Below are 17,619 nucleotides of genomic sequence, written 5' to 3' on the forward strand. Positions count from 1 at the left end.
ATAGAAATCATGATAGTCTGCTATTTGCGGATCACGGCCGTTCATGATGGCCAGCCCTTCTCCGAGCATGGCCGCAGGCCCAACCCTTGAACCGATGGGCACATAAGCGCAGCTGCCCGCGCGATCCGATCTCGATCCCGAACCCTTATTAGAATGGCTGTGACGGCTTGCCGTCTGCCGCATCCGCGTCACTGCCGCGCTTCATCGCCGCACGGACTCGCTCAGCCGTGCGTTCAATATGCTTTTGGATTAAATCGAGCGCGAGTTCCTCGTTCCGCGCCAACACCGCACGCACCATGCGGCTGTGATCGTCATCCGCGCCCCGCGCGTCGCGACGGCCGCCGCCTCCCGCTTCGGAGCTGAGCAGGCGGTAGCGCTCACTCTGATCATAAAGCACGTTGTGGAGCCGCAGCAGCCATTCCGACCGGCAAGCGGAAATCAGCGCGGCATGGAATTCACGGTGCCGCCGTGTCCATTCGATCGATTCTGGAGCGGTCGCGTCGCCAACCTTGCGAGCAGTGCGCATCAGCCGATGATGCGCGGCAAGCACCTCGCTCTCCCATTCGTCGTCACCGCGCTCCATCGCTTCCCGGAGCGCTTCCCGCTCGACGAAGATGCGTACACGGGTCACGTCGTTAAGTTCTTTGAGCGTGACCTCCGCTGCGCGGAAACCACGTTGGTCGGCAAACGATACCAAGCCTTCGGGAACGAGCCGCGAAAGCGCCTCGCGCACGGCTCCCGGCGTGACGGAATATCGCTGCGACAGTTCGGGGATCTTGAGGCGCGCGCCCGGCGCGATCCGGCCCGACATCAGGTCGGCCCGCAGCTGCTGGAGCAACGCCGCGTTCAGGCTCATCTTGCCATTGCGCAAGCGATCCAGCGGGCGAAGCGGGGGGGATTCGGAACCTTCGGTTTTCTTGACTGCTACCGGCCCCATCTATTCACCCATCTGCGTCGGCCTTCCAAAACCCTGGCCGGAACGCCAGCATTGGTACTGGGGCATCCATGAATGTCAAACTTCTATTTTAGGGAAGAACTCATATTTCCTTGTGCGATGCCGTTTGAGCTGGAGTGATGCATGGGCAGCCGCAATGCGTAGCCAATCCGATATGCAGTGCTGGCTCCGGGGTCAGGGCTTGCTTGCCGATCAGCCCCACAAAACAGATTGACCGCCTTACCGTACGATCGTACTATGAAGTGGGTCGCGACAGCCCTTATTACCCGCGCGTCCTCATGCCTGAATGTCTATAATCTGGATGATCTGGAGAGAGGAAATGTTTGCTTCGAACTGCTGGTACGTGGCCGCCACTTCCGGCGAGGTCTCTGGAGAAGCGCCTCACGCTTGCGAACTGGCGGGACTTCACCTCGTCCTCTATCGCAAGCTGGATGGGCAGCCGGTCGCGATGGACAATCAGTGCGCGCATCGATTGGCTCCTCTTTCACTCGGAAGAATCGAGGGCAACAATCTTCGTTGCATGTATCACGGCATCTGTTTTGACGAGCGCGGTGATTGCATCGACGCTCCTGGATTAAGGGCACCACCGAAATCTCTAAGGCAAAAAAGCTATCCGGCCGTCGAACAAAATGGATGGATATGGCATGGGGAAGCCGAACTGGCCGACATTGGCCTTTTGCCCAGTACGGCGGCGCTTGATCCAGAGCATTGGCATGTCCGGTATGGCGACCTTCATCTTGCCACGGATTATCAGCTCGTGAACGATAATCTGTGTGATCTTTCCCATTCAGCTTATGTCCACAGGGCCACGTTCGGTCAGTTCGGCGAAGACCAATGGGTCGTCAATCCCGTCAAGACCACGCCGATCGATCGGGGTGTGCGGGTCGAGCGATGGATAGTTGACGCTTTGCCACCCTCTTATCTGCATCAACGGGTCGATTCCTGGGTTGCGTATGACTATGTATTGCCCGGTGTGTTCCTGATGAAGGTGCTGTTCTTCGAAGTCGGCACCGCCGCCGAAGCGGAGTATCAGGAGCCGAAAGCCGGTGCGCAATGCCTGCATGTAACGGCGAGCACCCAGGCCGTAACCCCGCTCAGCGCAGATCGCTCGCGCTATTTCTTCGCCTCCTCGATCGCCAGGTCGGAGCCTGAGGAGTGGGTGGAGGGCTTCCACCAACTCACGCAAATGGCCTTTGCCGAAGACAAGGCGATGCTCGAAGCACAGCAGAAGATGATCTCACAGCTTGAGGACCCTAAACTTGCTGCAACAAAGAATGACGAAGCAGCCGTTCGCTTTCGCCGTCTGATCGAGCAAAGCGCATCCGCAGTTCAACCGGCTCCTCCGAGACATGGAAATCAAGACATCTTTATCGGTTAAGCGGCAACATCGCTCGTTGACTGAGCAAAAGAGGCGCCTGGAAAGTCGTTTAGATAGCCGGGCGGTGCTTCGCCGTGGATGGCGGGTGCATCGATAGAGTTACCAGTCTTAGTTTCCCACTCCTGACCTTTGCGGTTTGAGGTTGGTGCCAACATTAACCGCAATTTCACGCTGCGGCCGGCCGCATCGAAAAACGAACAGGTTCAAGCTTGTTCGGCGCATGGGGATCGGGCTGGTAAACCGACAAGCCCGGATCTCCCATCGCTATTTCACCGCGCCCAAGAGCAGACAGCATGCTCGTCATCGCCTCATGTCCAGCACGCCAGCGCGCCTCGGCGGATTGGCTGGAGAAGTCGAATGCCTTGCCTGCAACCTCCTTCGCCTGATCCGCATAAGCGAGGCGCAGCACCGTGACCGAAGCCGCTTGCTCGCCCCCGGCATCGAAGAGAGCCTGCCAGGCGGCCAACGCGCGGCGGCTTTGCGTTGCGAACATGAGGTCCTGGCTCCGCTTCGCGCTGTCGCCCAGCGTATGCGGACGGTCTCCAGATAACGGCAGCAGATCTACGGCGATGCAGAGCAGCGGGCGCGTCCGCTTTTCGGACAGGATGATGTCGAGAGGCAGGTTGACTGAAATGCCCGCGTCTCCCAGCAGCCTCTCGCCGATGGCGACTGGCGGGAACATCGGAATAAGCGCGGCGCTCGCACGAATTTCGTCACAGCCGATCCGATGGCTATTCGTGTCGAAGGCGACATCCTCGCCGCTTTGAATATCCGCGGCCGCAATCGACAAGCGTGGAGAGCCTTCATTCAGCCTGTCAAAATCGACAAGGCGCTGTAGCGTGTGGGCTAACGGCCGCAGGTCATAGAGGCTTGCAGGCTCGTCATTGCCCAGCGGGTTCCACCAGGGGCCGTAAATATGGCGCGGCACGAAAAGCCCCGGATGCCCCGCCGCCAGCGTGAGTGCGGTCGCCCAGCTACGCCTCACTGTCTCGACCATTGCGGGCAGATCGAACGGCTCGGCGCCGCCGGGGCAGTTCCACAGTTCGCGGAGCCGGCCGACCCGGTCGGCAGCCTTGTTGCCGCAAATCACCGCGCCGTTCACCGCGCCCGCTGATGCGCCAGCAATCCACGAAGGCTCAAGCCCCTGATCATGCAGCGCCTCATAGGCGCCAGCCTGATATGCGCCTAGTGCGTTGCCGCCGCTGAGGACCAGCGCAACGTCGTAGGGCTGACCGTTCAAAGCGAGCCGCCCGGAACTAAAGCTGGGCGATGATGAAAAATGATGGGCACCACATAATCTCCTGCGTTGTAGCATCCCAACCGCTCGCAGGGGGCGTCGTTCCACGGCGCGATGCTGCTCGTGCCCCCTTTTCGGTGCGGCGGCCTGGCCTTCCTACACCATGCCTGGTGGAACTGCCGGAAGTTCCAGGAGCGCACATGCTACTCCGTTGCTTATACTGCGGGGGTCATCGCCCTCCTGCTCAGCCGCGCGCCCCATCTGTCCGGCCCCCAGGCCGCCTTGATGTGGGCAAGGCAATGCGCGCCGTACAGGAAGTGGAGGGTTGAGAAGGACTGCCTTGCCAGCGGCTTGCGAGTCAGGCCGCCCGGCCAGCCTTGCTTGCAATGCCGTGGCCGAGAAGGATGAGGACGGCGCCAGAGGCAAGGAACAGCCAATCCCACATGGACGGGCCAAGCGCTTCGACCACATGATGCAGGCTGAGCAGATGATGATCGATCAGCCCCTCGACCAGGTTGAACCATCCCCATCCTGCCAGCATGTAGCCGATCAGCCGCCACCCGGAAGTCATCGCGCCCCGCCTGCCCTTGAGCGCGCGCCACAGCAGGGCCACGCCAGCCAAGGTGGCAACCCACATCAGCGCATGAAAAAGGCCATCAGCGAGCATGTTGACCTTCATGTTCGACATGCTGTCCATGGGAATGATGGCCGACAACATGGCATGTGTCTGGAAGATCTGGTGCAGGACTATTCCGTCGAAAAATCCCCCAAGGCCAATGCCGAGCATGATACCGGGAGGAGCAAGGGACGGCAGGTCAGTCATTCCGTCAGTCCTCCGCGTACACTCCGCTCTCCTATCGCCGCACAACTGTCATGCCTCCGTCAGGGAGGTCGCCATGCGTGTGCCGGCTGGTGGTCCGGTCCGCGTGAGGCTGATGCCTTGATTACGGCGCTGCATGGCTTCCAGCTCAATCTCGTCATGGGAGCAGAAGATGGTCACCTCACCGCTCGTATCGCGCTTCAATTCCCGCAGGCGCTGCTGATTTGCGAAGCGCAGGTCCCGGTCCACTTCCATCAACGTCTGGTAAAAGCGCAGGCCGGGCGTGCAGCGCCGCCGGTCTCCATCCAGCTCGCGACGATAAAAATAGGCGTCCCCGGCATTCAGAACCCAGCCGTCGTCCGACCGGATAGCGACCCCCGCATGACCCCATGTATGACCCGGCAGTGGAACCATCAGGATTTCAGGGGGAAGGCCGTCCAGTTGCCGCACGCGCTCAAGGCCGAACCAGCGTTCGCCGCTCCCCGCATAGGTGCGCCAGTCCCGCACCTTTTCCCACTGCGCTGGCCGGTATCGCCGCCGGGCAATGAAGCCCTGCCGCTTGCGTTCGGCGGCGTCGCGCTCGACCTCCATCACATGGACGCGCGCGTTCGGAAAGTCGTCCAAGCCGCCCGCATGATCGAAGTCGAGATGCGTCAGGACGATATGGCGCACGTCGGACGGCGAATAGCCCATCGCCCTGATCTGGTGCAGCGCCGTCTCTTCCGCCCTGAACCGGATATTCAGCAGCGCATGAAAGAAGCGGCTCAGGCGCGGATGGGGGTGGCTAACATCTTCGCTGCCATAGCCCGTGTCGATCAGCACCAGCCCCTCATTGGTTTCGACCAGTTGTGCCGCGCAGGGGATGATGCCGAACAAGCTCTTGCTGAAGCCATCGAACAGCGGACCGCCGAGCGGGCAATCCGTACCACATTTCAGATAATGGACGCGCATGCCCCGCTAACGGCTCATGGCTGCGGGCGTTTCGGCCGGAACGGCAAAAAGCGCATCAGCAATAACGCAGGTGAAGGGCCGCCGCTGAATATTAAAGCGGGCGCGTTGCATAGGCGCGCTTTCGTACATCATTGATGCGGCGCTTCCGATAAGGATAGTCGGGCTTCACACAGAAATCATCCTATAAATGTCATGCCATGCGATTCATCAACACAAAACTCCCAGAATATTGTACTTCTTCCCTTATAGCGCCAATATTTATTATATTATACGTTCTACTATAAACATGAGTTACAATGTATATTTATAAAATTGGCATTATATCAAGTATATCATAGATTTAAATTTTCCTGTTATTATTTCTAACCTATGTTCTATTGGAACATCTTCCAGGATGATGAGTTTACACCAGCCCGACACGTTCTACAGGACGTGCAATAGCTGGAGTCACCATGAAGGAGTTTGAACAGCCCCAGGCAGCGCCGCTTTGCGACGCCGTCCATATTCGGGCGCTGACAATTTTGGAACGCAGCATCTATCGCGGGCCCCATCTCTTCAGCAACCGGCCCATGATCAGGATACAGGTCGATCTCGGCACCTGGAGGAATGGCCGACCGACCGGCTGCCACTCTTTCCTGACCATCTGCTGACGCTACTGCCCGGCCTCGGCGCGCACGGGTGCAGTTACCAGACGCCCGGCGGCCTCGTCCGCCGCTTGCGGTCCGGGACATGGCTGGGTCATGTTATCGAGCATGTCGCGCTTGAGCTGCAATGCCTTGCGGGAAGCCAGGTTACGCGGGGGAAGACGCGTTCAGTGCGGGGGCGGCCTGGTGTTTACAACATCCTTTATGCCTATAAGGATGCCGAAACCGGATTGGCGGCGGGCGCCTTTGCAATTGCGCTGGTGCTTTCCCTGCTTCCAGAAGGTCTGCGCAGCATCGAAGGTGCGCGGCGCCTGGGGATGGAACTTCCTTCCGATCCGCAGAATATCAGCGCGATGGTGGAAACGCTCCGCGCGATCCTGCGCCGCAACAGCCTGGGTCCCACGACGGCCGCGCTGATGCAGGCGGCGGAACGCCGCGGCATCCCGGTCATGCGCCTTAATGACCAGAGCCTGATCCAGCTTGGCCTGGGCAGCCGTCAGAAGCGGATCAGGGCCAGCATCACCGCTGATACCTCGCAGATCGCGGTGGACATTGCGGGCGACAAGGATCTCACCAAAAGGCTGCTCGATGAAGCGGGCCTGCCCGTTCCGCGCGGCGCGGTGTACCGTCAGGCCGATGAAGCGCTGGCCGAAACGAGACGCCTCGGCTGGCCGCTCGTGGTCAAGCCGCTCGACGGCAATCACGGCCGGGGCGTGACTACCGGCGTCCGTGATGAAGGCACGCTCCGCGCTGCTTTCGATCATGCCCTGCGGCACGGGCGGCGCGTCATTGTCGAACAGCAGTTGCCGGGTCATGACCATCGCATCCTCGTGATCGGCGGAAAGGTCGCCGCCGTTGCCGAGCGCCTGCCCGCGCATGTCATGGGTGATGGCCGCCGCACCATTGCCGAACTGATCGATCTCGTGAACCAGGACCCCCGCCGGGGCATGGGGCATGAAAATATGCTCACCCGCATTGTGCCCGACGCTGCGATGACGGCGCTGCTTGCCCGTAGCGGCCACGATCTTGGCACGATTCCAGCGCCTGGGCAGATTGTGCAACTGCGCGACACCGCCAATCTTTCCACCGGAGGCACGGCCGTCGACCGGACCGATGACATCCACCCCTGCAATCGCCTCATCGCGGAGCAGGCCGCCGCAACGATCGGGCTTGATGTCTGCGGCATCGACTTCCTGTCGCCCGACATTTCGCGGCCGGTCAGCGAAACCGGTGGCGGCATTGTCGAGGTGAATGCAGCGCCCGGCTTTCGCATGCATCTCGACCCCTCTTCTGGACAGCCCCGCGATGTCGCGGCGCCGGTTATCGACGCGCTCTTTCCGCGCGGCCGCAGCAGCCGTATCCCGATCTTCGCCATCACTGGCACCAACGGCAAATCCACAACCGTTCGGATGGTTGAGCGCATCCTCACGCATCATGGCCTTAATGTCGGCATGACGACGACGTCAGGCATCTATGTCGGCGGTCAGCTTTTGAAGGCGGTCGATGCCAGCGGCCCGCGCAGCGCCCGGTCCGTGCTGCGTAATCCAACCGTCGATGCCGCCGTGCTGGAAACCGCCCGCGGCGGCATATTGCGCGAGGGTCTTGGCTTTGACGGCGCGGATGTAGGGTCCGTGCTCAACGTCACCCCTGATCATCTTGGCCTCAAGGGCATCGACACGCTCGAAGATCTGGCGAACGTCAAGGCGGTGGTCGTGGAAAGCGTATCCCGGCGAGGCTATTCCGTTCTCAATGCGGACGATCCCATGTGCGTGCGCATTGCCCGGCACGCCCGCGGCACCATCGTCTGGTTCTCCCTCAACGGCGGCAGCCGCATACCAGAGCTGCTGCGCAGGCATATCGAGTCCGGGGGCACCGCGCTCGTCCGGGAAGACGGCGCCGATGGCGGCATGCTTGTCATCCACCGCTCGGGCGAACGGAAAGAGTTGATGCCCGCCGCCGCGATCCCCGCGACGCTGGACGGGATAGCGGACTTCAACATCGCCAACGCGCTCGCCGCTGCTGCCATATGCTTCGTTCATGGGATTCCGGCTGACACCATCCGCCAGAGCCTCGTTCAATTCACCAATTCCTTCGCGGATTCGCCGGGCCGCCTCAACATCCGCGACGCTCATGACCGCCGCTTCATCGTCGATTACGCCCACAATCCTGCTGGTTTGGCCGCGCTCGGGCAGGTCGTAGACGCCCTGCGCAGCCGTCACCGCCGTGTCATCGGCATGGTCAGCATTCCGGGCGACCGGCGCGACAGCGACATCATCGAAATGGGCAGCATCGCAGCTGGCATCTTCGACGAAATCATCTTCCGCGAAGCACCGGACGGACGGGGCCGTCCGCCTGGAGAAACCAACGGCCTTATGTCCGAAGGAGCCCTGAGCGCCGGGACGCCAGCCGATCGCATTCACCGTATCGTCGATGAGCTCGAAGCCGTGCAGGCGACGCTCGACCGGGGTGAGGCAGGCGATCTCCTCGTCATCCTCCCGACCTCCGTCGAACAGGTGTGGCAGCAGGTGCTGGACTGGACACCGGGGGACGCGCCGACAGAATCGACGCGGACGGTCACCCATGCCTGAAGCGGACTGGGCCATCATCGTCCATGGCGGCGCCAAGACCATCAAGGCCGCTCTCCACCAACGCAATCGCGATGGCTGCCTCGCCGCCGCGGAGGCCGGAGCAGCCCTCCTGCGCGCTGGAGGCAGCGCGCTTGCAGCCGCACAGGCGGCCATATGTGTGCTGGAAGACGATCCTCTGTTCAACGCCGGTTTCGGCTCCGTCCTCAACGCCGATGGCGAGGTGGAAATGGATGCGGCGATCATGAACGGCGCCGACCTCGGCGTTGGTGCGGTCGCAGGTGTCAGGCGTATCCGCAATCCTGTCATCCTGGCGGCGGCGGTGCTTCCTGCAAAGCCCGTCCTTCTGGCAGGAGAAGGCGCAGAACGCTTCGCCATGGCGAATGGAATTGCCCTTTGCGACTCCCGCGACATGATAGCCGCTGAACGATTGGCCTCGGAATATGCGAAGGCTCATGACACTGTCGGCTGTGTGGCTCTCGACATCCATGGCCACATCGCAGCTGCGACATCGACCGGCGGGCTTCCGGGCAAGCATCCTGGACGGATCGGCGACTCCCCGATACCGGGCAGCGGCCTCTACGCTGACGACAGGCTGGGCGGCGTCGCCTTTTCCGGCGATGGGGAAAGCATATTGCGGACCATGCTTGCTGCCCAAGTGATGCAGGCCCTGACCGCCTCTCCGGCGGACATCGCGGTTCAGGCGGCAATCACCCAGCTCCAGCGTGTCGGCGGCGAAGCTGGCGCGATCGTCATGGACGCGGCCGGGCGCTTCGGCATCGCGCATAACAGCGAGCATTTTGCCCTTGCGCTTCACCGCAGCGGCTGGAGCGAAGGCAAGGGCGCCATCCATCGCAACGAGTTGGAGATGTGCCTCAATGAATGACAGCGCGGGACCACTTATCATCATCGGCGGCCGGGAGGATAAGGAAGGCGAAAAGCTGATCCTGCGGCAGGTTGCCGAGCGCCTCAAAAATGGCAAGCTCGTCATCGCCACTGTCGCCAGTCACCAGCCGGACGGCTATTTCGAAGCCTATGAAAAGGCATTTGGCGCGCTTGGCCTGACCAATCTTTCGAACTCTACGTACATGAACGGGGCGAGACGTTGGAAGCGAAGGCCGCCGACATATTGGATGACGCTGCCGGGATCTTCTTCACTGGCGGCGATCAGTTGCGCATATCGAGCCAGATCGGGGACACGCCGATCGAGAAGATGGTCCGCCGCATACACTTGCGTGGCGGGGTCGTGGCAGGCACATCGGCAGGCGCATCGGTCATGAGCGAGACCATGCTTGTAAGGGGCGCAAGCCAGGAATCGCACCGCATCGGCGATCTCCACATGGCTCCAGGGCTTGGCCTGATCCGGGACGTCATTATCGACCAGCACTTCGCCGAACGCGGCCGCATCGGCCGCTTGCTGGGCGCGGTTGCCCAGAACCCGCGAGTCCTGGGAATAGGAATCGACGAAGACACGGCCATCATATTGGAGGGCGAAAGCTTTCGCGTCCACGGCTCCGGCGCGGTCTATATAGTGGACGGCGCTGGCATCACCCACTCCAACATCGCCGAAGCGAGCCCGGAACGTACACTGTCGATCCATGACGTGCGATTGCACGGTCTTAGTGCGGGGGACGGATATGACCTGAAACAGCGAACTCCCCTTGTAGCTGAGGAAACGTTCTAACGGTCCAACGAGGAAGCAGCTTGGAATTGACGTCCACAGGCAGTCTTTCTCTGCCGTTCGGGGACGCATTTTCGACCTCCAGGTCTGGAACGGCAGCTATCCGATCTACGCACCTCGAAGCCGGCCGGATCCCGATCGACCGGGCAGCAGTGAGCCACTTGGGAAAGATGCCTTTCCCCCGCAGATGAAGCTGCGGGCGGAATCCAACCGAACCACGCCCTTCATCAGTGTGGCTGCTGATGCCAGGAATCGACGATTACCGCCTTCTGCTGAAACGGCGAACACCAGCGGAGGGCGAGCTACTGCGTGCCCTTACTTCGGTCTCTAGCGGGGAATCGGCGGGCCCATTTTGGGACTGAAATGGCGGAGAGGGAGGGATTCGAACCCTCGGTACCGTTGCCGGCACGCCGCATTTCGAGTGCGGTGCATTCGACCACTCTGCCACCTCTCCGCAGAAAGGCCAGCGCTTGCCAGCCCGGTCGAGCGGCGGCCATTAGCGAATGATGATCCGCTTGCCAAGCGGCGCGGACCGTATTTTTCTTGTAACAGAGCGGCAGCGCCTTAAATTACGGGTATGACCAACCTGAACCCCCTTTTCGGAGCCGACGTAATCGCCCCGCCCATCGTCCATGCGCGTTTCAGCATCGGCGATATCGTCAAGCACCGGCATTTCGGCTTTCGCGGCGTCGTTTTCGACATCGATCCCGTGTTCGCCAATAGCGAGGAATGGTATCAGGCGATTCCCGAAGAATCCCGTCCGGACAAGCATCAGCCCTTCTATCACCTGCTCGCCGAAAATGGCGAAACCAGCTATGTCGCTTATGTGAGCCAGCAGAATCTGGTTGCCGACGACAGTGACGAGCCGGTCGACCATCCCGCGATCGGGGGCATGTTCGGCACCTACGCCAATGGCAAATATCAGTTGCGGCCGCTGCATCGTCACTAAGAACCGCCGGACGCGCGCTGCGCACGCATATCGCCTTGCGGCGGCTGTGCCGCTGCTCGTCCTCGCCGGGGTGGCGCAAGGGGAGGCGAAGCCGCCCGCACCGGCAGAAGAACCGCGCGTCAACGCTGACCCAGCCTTTCCCTTTTCCAATGAGATCGAGGCTTTCGCCAAAGCCGATGAGGCAGGGCCTGCCCTTCGTGACGCAATTCTGTTCCTCGGCAGTTCCAGCATCCGCTTGTGGGACATAGGCGCAAGCTTTCCCAGGCGCAGCATCATCAATCGCGGCTTTGGCGGCGCGACGACGGCGGATGTCCTGCGCCACTATCCGCGCCTCCTTCCCCGCGCGAAGCCACGCGCGGTCCTCGTCTATGTCGGAGAGAATGACCTTGCGGGAGGCGCGAGCCCGGCCGCGGTCGCGCGTGACGTGCTGAGCCTGCTCAAGCGGCTGCGGACCGACTATCCTGCGGCGCGGATCGCCTATTTGTCGCTCAAGCCGAGCCCGATCCGCTGGACGCTCTGGCCCAAGATGGCGGCTGTCAACATGACGGTCGCGGCGCGCAGCCGCGTTGCTGGCTTCGATTATCTGAACGTTGCCGGCAGCCTGCTTGCGAGCGATGGCCTGCCGGACGCGTCGCTGTTCCGAAAAGACGGGCTTCACATGAATGCGCGCGGATATCAACGCTGGACCGGGTTGGTGCAGGCATGGCTTGGGGCGGTCTTTCCACAGCAGCTCATAAAGGAAGAACCGCAGAAAGCGCCAGCCAGCGCACTTTCATCACTTTCCGATTGATCCACGGACAAGCAATATTATTACCGTTCACCAAAGCAGGGCTGGACGAAGAGGGAATGATCCGTGACGATTGATGCGACCAAGGCCGCGCCCATGGCGGAACTCACCCTGCGAGGCGTCATCCTCGGCGCGATCATCACCTTGCTGTTTACCGCGGCGAACGTCTATCTGGGCCTCAAGATCGGCCTGACCTTCGCTACCTCGATCCCGGCGGCGGTCATATCCATGGCGGTGCTGCGCCTGTTCGCGACGGGCACGATCCTGGAAAACAACATCGTCCAGACGATCGCGTCGGCGGCGGGCACATTGTCGGCGATCATCTTCGTGCTGCCCGGACTCGTGATCATCGGCTGGTGGCAAGGTTTCCCCTATTGGCTGTCGGTCTTCACCATCGCGCTGGGCGGCATATTGGGCGTCATGTATTCGGTGCCGCTGCGCCGGGCGCTCGTGACCGGATCGGACCTGCCCTATCCCGAAGGAGTGGCGGCCGCCGAGGTGCTGAAAGTCGGCGCGGGATCGCGCCAGGGGCTTGAGGAGAACAAGCGCGGGCTGGCGGCCATCGTCATGAGCGCGCTCGCCGCCGCAGTCTTTTCCGTCGCCGCCAAGATGAAGCTGATCGCGGAGGAAGCCGCAACCTTCCTCAAATTGGGCGCGGGCGCGACATCGCTGTCGACCAGCTTTTCGATGGCGCTGATCGGCGTCGGTCATCTCGTCGGCCTGTCGGTCGGCATCGCGATGTTCGTCGGCCTGCTGATCAGCTGGTTGGGGCTGGTGCCGTGGCTGACCTCGCCTTTGCCTGCCGGAGCCGATCTTGCCGAAGTGGTCGGAACCACCTTCCGCACCAAGGCGCGGTTCATCGGAGCGGGCACCATCGGCGTGGCGGCGATCTGGACGCTGCTCAAGATACTGGGCCCGATCATCAGCGGCATCCGGTCAGCCATGGCTGCGGCGAAGGTACGCAAGGCCGGGGATGCAGGGCTGCTGGAACTGACCGAGCGCGACCTGCCGATCGGCATCGTCGGCGGCACGATCGTAGCGTCACTGGCGCCGATCGCGGTGCTGCTCTGGTACTTCGCGCAAGGAGGACCGATCGCGCTCAACCCCGTTCCCATCCTGATCCTGACCCTTGCCTATATCCTGGTCGCGGGGATCGTGATCGCGTCGGTCTGCGGCTATATGGCCGGGCTGATCGGCGCGTCCAACAGCCCGATTTCGGGCGTCGGCATCCTGGCCGTGCTGGGCGCGTCCCTGATCCTGGCGGCGATCTATGGCTCGGGCGGCGACCCGGCGCAAACCCAGGCGCTGATCGCCTATGCCCTGTTCGTGACGGCCATCGTCTTTGGCATCGCCACCATCTCCAACGACAATCTTCAGGACCTGAAGACCGGTCAGCTCGTCGGCGCGACGCCTTGGAAGCAGCAGGTGGCGCTGGTGCTGGGCGTGATCTTCGGCGCGCTCGTGATCCCACCAGTGCTTGACCTGCTCAACAGCGCCTTCGGCTTCGCAGGCGCATCAGGGGCGAAGGCCACCGCCCTTCCCGCGCCTCAGGCGGCGCTCATTTCCGCGCTGGCCAAGGGGGTGCTGGGCGGCGATCTCGACTGGAATTTGATCGGCACGGGCGCGGTGATCGGCGCCGTCGTCGTGCTGGCAGACGAACTGCTCGGCCGCGCAGGCAAGATGCGCCTGCCGCCGCTGGCCGTGGGTATGGGCATCTACCTGCCGATGTCGCTGACGCTGCTGATCCCGATCGGCGCTGCGATCGGCCATGTCTATAATCGCTGGGCGATGCGGCAGGCGGACCCGGATTTCGCCGAACGGATGGGCGTGTTGATGGCGACGGGCTTCATCGTCGGGGAAAGCCTGTTCGGCGTCGCGTTCGCGGGCATCGTCGCTGCGACGGACAGCGACGCGCCGCTGGCGCTGGTGACGGAAAATCCCTGGGCGGTGCCGTTGGCGCTGCTGATCTTCGCCGGGGTTGTGGGTGCGCTTTATGCCCGGCTCAAGCGGCAGGCGTCGCTGCCGCTTTGACGAACGTGCTCCTGCCGAAGCAGGAGCACCATAGTCCTATTTCCTGCCGAACCATGCCACCAATTCTGGCTTCAATCTTGCCCGCGTCTCGATCCGCGTCTTGATCGCGGAGATGGACCGGTCGACGACCTTGCGCGATTCGGACGTCAGATACTGCGTGGCATAGGCGTCGAGCTTCGTCACCATCGCCGGATCGGCCGATCTGCCGCCCAGCCGCGCGATCGCCTGGGACCGTGCGGACACGTCGATCATCGCCTCATATTGCTGACGATGGGCCAGCACATAATCGACCGCCAGCATCGGATGTTCGCCCCCGACCTGTGAGATGATCGCCGCGCTGGTGGTCTTGCCCGGCTCGTCGGTAAGGGCAAGGTCGAGCGCCTTGTTCGCCAGGGCCTCATCCTTGGCCGCGCCGAGCAATGCGAAGAGGGTGCTCTTTTCCAGATCCGTCTTCGCGCCGTTCGCCATGGCGCGCAGCCGATCCCAGCTTGCCGCGTCGGCATTTTCCGCGATGATCCGCAGCCACACATTGCGCAGCGGACCGTCGAGCGCCGCCGGATTGTCTCCAAGCGCAGCAAAGCGCCGCCGCGCCTCGCCCACTACGGCCGCATCGCCCATGCTGCCGAGTGCTGACACGAGGGCGGAGCGCAGCACCGGAACCTGCGGCCCTTCCCCGGCCTTGGCGTCATAGCCGATACTGGCGAGCACCGGCGTCAGCTTCCCGGAAGCATAGGCCGCGACCTTCGCCTGAGCGGCCTTGTCGCTTTCCAGCATGGTGTAGGCGCTGGTGAGATAGTCCGGCACCTCCGCGAGCACCGCGGGGCTCGCCGTGGCAGGGACGGCATCGATCAGGTCAAGCGCCAGCCCCATGGGCTGATATCCCCCCAGCCCCAGTTGGAAATTGTCCGCGAGAAGGCCGGTTTGATCGATGCTGGCGAGGCGGGTGAAGCCTTTCGCCAAAGCGCGGACATTTTCCTGCGGATAGAGCGAGCGGTAATAGCCGGTCTGTCCCGCATTGATCACATAAGCGCCGCAGCCGGGCAGCGTCATCTGCCCCTGTCCTTTCAGGATCAGCCGCTGCTCTTGCCCGCCGATCGTCTGCGCCTTGACCGGCACGTTCCAGCTGAGCGGCGCCTTGCCCTTCTGGTCACGGCTGAATTCGCCCTGACTGAGTTGCAGCACGGTGTTGCCGCCCCGGCACTGGGCACTGTCCACCTTGACCAGCGGGATGCCGGGCTTTGTGGTGAAGTCATGGGCGATCGACACCAGCCCGGCGGCCCCCGCGCCCTCCACGGCTTTCCACAAATCGTCGGTCACCGTGTTGCCGTAGGCATGGGCCTTCATGTAGCTGCGAATGCCGCTGCGCCACACGTCTTCGCCTGCATAGCCTTCCAGCATGGTGATGACGGCTTCACCCTTTTCATAAGTGATATCGTCGAAGGCCTGGTTCACCTGATCCACGGTCTGGATCTTCTGCACGACGGGGTGCGTGGTCGCCAGCGCGTCCAGCGCCATGGCGCGTTCCCGCCCGCCGACGCGGGTCAGCAGCATTTCCCAGCGGGGTTGCAACTTGTCGGTTACCTTGGTCGCCATCCAGCTGGCGAAGCCTTCGTTCAGCCACAGATCGTCCCACCAGGCCATGGTGACCAGATCGCCGAACCATTGATGGGCCATTTCATGCGCCACGATCGAGTAAATGGTCCGCTTCGTCCCCTCCGACGTGAAGCGGGGATCGACCAGCAGCGCCCGTTCGAAAGTGAAGATAGCGCCCCAATTTTCCATGGCGGAGAAGAACTGGCTCTGCCCCGGCCCGGCGACATTATCCAGCTTGGGCAGCGGGAAAGGCACGCCGAAATAATCGTTGTACCAGGGCAGGATCGCCGCAGAAGCGTCGAGCGCCAGTTGCGCCTTGCCCGTATTGCCCTTGCCGGTGATCACGCCCACTTCGGTCGCGCCCGCCATCTTGGTCGCGCGTTCCAGCTCGCCCAGGCCGAAGAACAGCAGGTAGGATGACATTTTGGGGCTGGTGCCGAAGGTCACCTGCGTCTTGCCACCACCCAGATCCTTCGTCGTCCTGACCGGCATGTTGCTGACCGCCAGCTCGCCGGCCGGCACGATCGCCGTCAGGTCGAAGGTCGCCTTGTAGCTCGGCTCGTCGAAGCTGGGCACGAAGCGGCGGGCGTCGGGTGCTTCGAACTGGGTGAAGAGCGCCCGCTTCGCCTTGCCTTGGTTGTCGGTGTAATCGAGCGCGAACAGGCCGTTCGCCTGGGTGTTGATGACGCCCGCATAGCTGATGTCGAGCTTATAGCTGCCGGGCTGGACCGGCCTGCCGAAATCGAAACTTACCGTCTGCGCATCGGCATTGATCCGGGCGCTTCCCTTGATGGGCTTACCCTTCACAGGGGTAAGGCGGACATCGCCGATAGCGAGGTCGGCCGCGTTCAGCACCAGCGCGGGCATGGGCTGCGTGACCGTCAGGTCAATTGTCACCTTGCCGCCGAACTTCAAGTTGGGAGCGTCCGGCGTGACGGTGATGGCATAATGGCTGGGCGCGGCGCCACGCGGCAGCTGGGTCGTGATACCGGGCGCTGGCCCCGCAGGCGTTTGCGCGAGGGCGGGCTGGGCAAGGGCGAGTGGCGCGGCCGCAAGCAACAGCGGAAGGATTTTGGCAAAGGACATCAGGTTCGCAACTCCGACACGTTGGAACAGCGCGGCCAGAACGGCGCAGCGCCAGGATAGTTGCGGGATCGAACCTTTCCCCACGCCGGTCAAGCGCAGTGGTTCGCCCACGATGTCGTTGGTCGAACCTTATTGTTCGTTTGTCAAACAGAGCTGCGCGGGAGCATCAGCCCCGCCCGCGATAGCCCGGCACATCCTGCGGCGGGAGCCACAGGCCCGCAGGCGGTTCGCCCGACTGCCAGAAGACATCGATGGGAATGCCTCCGCGTGGATACCAATAGCCGCCGATGCGCAGCCAGAGCGGCTGCATCTCGGCAAAGAGGCGCTCGCCGATGCCGACCGTGCAATCCTCATGAAAGGCGGCATGGTTGCGGAACGACCCCAGGAACAGCTTGAGCGACTTCGATTCGACGATCGTTGCGGCGGGCGCATAGTCGATCACCAGATGGGCGAAATCGGGCTGACCGGTGACGGGACACAGCGACGTGAATTCCGGCGCGGTGAAGCGCACCAGATAGGGCTTTCCGGGACGGGGATTGAGCACATAGTCCAGCACCGCCTCTTCAGGGGTTGTAGGTAGTGCGCTGGTCTGGCCAAGATGGATCGGTTTGGATAGGTTGGGCGTGTCAGTCATGTCCGGCCATCTACGCCATTGCACGCATAATGTCATCGTTTCGCCACCCTGCCCGGACGTTCATTTCCCGTTCATCGGCTGCATTGCCTTGGCTGCGCACCATGGCTTTGCGCTCCGCCTCGATCATCGCCCTGCCGCTGCTGATGGCGGCCCCTGCATTGGCCCAGCAGCAGGACAATGCCGCCAGCCCGGTTTTCAACCTGCCCCGTGCGGGACAGCCGCAGTCAGACCCCAGCCGGCAGGGCCCGGAACTCGACGTCTATCGCGGCGCGCCGGTTCAGCCCGCAC

Annotated in this window: 14 protein-coding genes, 1 tRNA gene and 1 pseudogene; 8 read left to right on the top strand and 8 right to left on the bottom strand. The window is 62.4% G+C overall.

What is annotated here, in order from left to right; genetic code table 11:
• Nucleotides 1–148 precede the first annotated feature (148 nt).
• Complete coding sequence (locus L288_RS24590) at nucleotides 149–871, bottom strand: GntR family transcriptional regulator (protein ID WP_161625640.1); 723 nt, start codon at nucleotides 869–871, stop codon at nucleotides 149–151.
• Nucleotides 872–1,274: 403 nt separating this feature from the next.
• Between L288_RS24590 and L288_RS42245 the strand changes: the two genes are divergently transcribed.
• Nucleotides 1,275–2,333, top strand: a complete 1,059-nt coding sequence (locus L288_RS42245; RefSeq protein ID WP_161625641.1) for an aromatic ring-hydroxylating dioxygenase subunit alpha — start codon at nucleotides 1,275–1,277, stop codon at nucleotides 2,331–2,333.
• Nucleotides 2,334–2,499: 166 nt separating this feature from the next.
• Here the strand turns inward: L288_RS42245 and L288_RS24595 are convergent, their stop codons facing one another.
• The 3 genes from L288_RS24595 to L288_RS24605 form a co-directional block, all read right to left on the bottom strand.
• Nucleotides 2,500–3,573 carry a patatin-like phospholipase family protein gene (locus L288_RS24595; protein WP_021236788.1) on the bottom strand — a complete coding sequence of 358 codons (1,074 nt, stop codon included), beginning with the start codon at nucleotides 3,571–3,573 and terminating at the stop codon, nucleotides 2,500–2,502.
• 355 nt (nucleotides 3,574–3,928) lie between these two features.
• A complete protein-coding gene (locus tag L288_RS24600; RefSeq protein ID WP_031303821.1) occupies nucleotides 3,929–4,393 on the bottom strand; it encodes a DUF2243 domain-containing protein in 465 nt (154 codons plus the stop codon).
• A gap of 48 nt (nucleotides 4,394–4,441) precedes the next feature.
• Nucleotides 4,442–5,341, bottom strand: a complete 900-nt coding sequence (locus L288_RS24605) for an MBL fold metallo-hydrolase (protein WP_021236790.1) — start codon at nucleotides 5,339–5,341, stop codon at nucleotides 4,442–4,444.
• Nucleotides 5,342–5,828: 487 nt separating this feature from the next.
• Here L288_RS24605 and cphA point away from each other — a divergent pair, with 487 nt between their 5' ends.
• Nucleotides 5,829–8,573, top strand: a complete 2,745-nt coding sequence (cphA, locus tag L288_RS24610; protein ID WP_236612995.1) for a cyanophycin synthetase — start codon at nucleotides 5,829–5,831, stop codon at nucleotides 8,571–8,573.
• Nucleotides 8,566–9,456 carry an isoaspartyl peptidase/L-asparaginase family protein gene (locus L288_RS24615; protein ID WP_021236793.1) on the top strand — a complete coding sequence of 297 codons (891 nt, stop codon included), beginning with the start codon at nucleotides 8,566–8,568 and terminating at the stop codon, nucleotides 9,454–9,456. The genes cphA and L288_RS24615 overlap by 8 nt, the downstream gene beginning before the upstream one ends.
• Here L288_RS24615 and L288_RS44080 read toward each other — a convergent pair.
• The gene (locus tag L288_RS44080; protein ID WP_021236794.1) at nucleotides 9,446–9,580 is read right to left on the bottom strand and encodes a hypothetical protein; all 135 of its coding nucleotides are present in this window, start codon (nucleotides 9,578–9,580) and stop codon (nucleotides 9,446–9,448) included. The genes L288_RS24615 and L288_RS44080 overlap by 11 nt on opposite strands.
• A gap of 95 nt (nucleotides 9,581–9,675) precedes the next feature.
• Between L288_RS44080 and L288_RS24620 the strand changes: the two genes are divergently transcribed.
• Entirely contained in the window at nucleotides 9,676–10,254 is a 579-nt protein-coding gene (locus L288_RS24620; RefSeq protein WP_021236795.1) for a cyanophycinase, read from the top strand.
• Between the two features lie 361 nt (nucleotides 10,255–10,615).
• On the opposite strand, the gene L288_RS24625 is transcribed toward L288_RS24620, so the two are convergent.
• A tRNA-Ser gene (locus tag L288_RS24625) sits at nucleotides 10,616–10,705 on the bottom strand.
• 123 nt (nucleotides 10,706–10,828) lie between these two features.
• Between L288_RS24625 and hspQ the strand changes: the two genes are divergently transcribed.
• The 3 genes from hspQ to L288_RS24640 all read left to right on the top strand — a co-directional run bounded on the left by hspQ (nucleotide 10,829) and on the right by L288_RS24640 (nucleotide 14,018).
• Nucleotides 10,829–11,200: a heat shock protein HspQ gene (gene hspQ / locus L288_RS24630; RefSeq protein WP_021236796.1), complete on the top strand. Its 372-nt coding sequence runs from the start codon at nucleotides 10,829–10,831 to the stop codon at nucleotides 11,198–11,200.
• Nucleotides 11,163–11,990 (top strand): GDSL-type esterase/lipase family protein, encoded by an 828-nt coding sequence (locus L288_RS24635; protein ID WP_084465599.1) that lies wholly within the window; start codon nucleotides 11,163–11,165, stop codon nucleotides 11,988–11,990. Before hspQ ends, L288_RS24635 begins: the two co-directional genes overlap by 38 nt.
• A gap of 93 nt (nucleotides 11,991–12,083) precedes the next feature.
• Nucleotides 12,084–14,018, top strand: coding sequence for an OPT family oligopeptide transporter (locus tag L288_RS24640; RefSeq protein WP_031303824.1), 1,935 nt, complete (start codon nucleotides 12,084–12,086; stop codon nucleotides 14,016–14,018).
• A gap of 36 nt (nucleotides 14,019–14,054) precedes the next feature.
• On the opposite strand, the gene L288_RS24645 is transcribed toward L288_RS24640, so the two are convergent.
• The gene (locus L288_RS24645) at nucleotides 14,055–16,697 is read right to left on the bottom strand and encodes a M1 family metallopeptidase (protein WP_031303825.1); all 2,643 of its coding nucleotides are present in this window, start codon (nucleotides 16,695–16,697) and stop codon (nucleotides 14,055–14,057) included.
• A 166-nt stretch (nucleotides 16,698–16,863) separates the two neighbouring features.
• The gene (gene queF / locus L288_RS24650) at nucleotides 16,864–17,331 is read right to left on the bottom strand and encodes a preQ(1) synthase (RefSeq protein WP_031303826.1); all 468 of its coding nucleotides are present in this window, start codon (nucleotides 17,329–17,331) and stop codon (nucleotides 16,864–16,866) included.
• 101 nt (nucleotides 17,332–17,432) lie between these two features.
• Between queF and L288_RS0121175 the strand changes: the two are divergent.
• Nucleotides 17,433–17,619: pseudogene (locus L288_RS0121175) on the top strand (hypothetical protein); the annotation flags it as partial.

This window comes from Sphingobium quisquiliarum P25, from assembly GCF_000445065.1.
Lineage (GTDB): Bacteria > Pseudomonadota > Alphaproteobacteria > Sphingomonadales > Sphingomonadaceae > Sphingobium > Sphingobium quisquiliarum.

Coding starts and splice junctions, on each gene's coding strand:
- L288_RS24645 (WP_031303825.1), bottom strand. CDS start 16,697: ATGTCCTTTGCCAAAATCCTTCCGCTGTTGCTTGCGGCCGCGCCACTC.
- hspQ (WP_021236796.1), top strand. CDS start 10,829: ATGACCAACCTGAACCCCCTTTTCGGAGCCGACGTAATCGCCCCGCCC.
- L288_RS42245 (WP_161625641.1), top strand. CDS start 1,275: ATGTTTGCTTCGAACTGCTGGTACGTGGCCGCCACTTCCGGCGAGGTC.
- L288_RS24640 (WP_031303824.1), top strand. CDS start 12,084: ATGGCGGAACTCACCCTGCGAGGCGTCATCCTCGGCGCGATCATCACC.
- queF (WP_031303826.1), bottom strand. CDS start 17,331: ATGACTGACACGCCCAACCTATCCAAACCGATCCATCTTGGCCAGACC.
- L288_RS24635 (WP_084465599.1), top strand. CDS start 11,163: ATGGCAAATATCAGTTGCGGCCGCTGCATCGTCACTAAGAACCGCCGG.
- L288_RS24600 (WP_031303821.1), bottom strand. CDS start 4,393: ATGACTGACCTGCCGTCCCTTGCTCCTCCCGGTATCATGCTCGGCATT.
- L288_RS24615 (WP_021236793.1), top strand. CDS start 8,566: ATGCCTGAAGCGGACTGGGCCATCATCGTCCATGGCGGCGCCAAGACC.
- L288_RS24605 (WP_021236790.1), bottom strand. CDS start 5,341: ATGCGCGTCCATTATCTGAAATGTGGTACGGATTGCCCGCTCGGCGGT.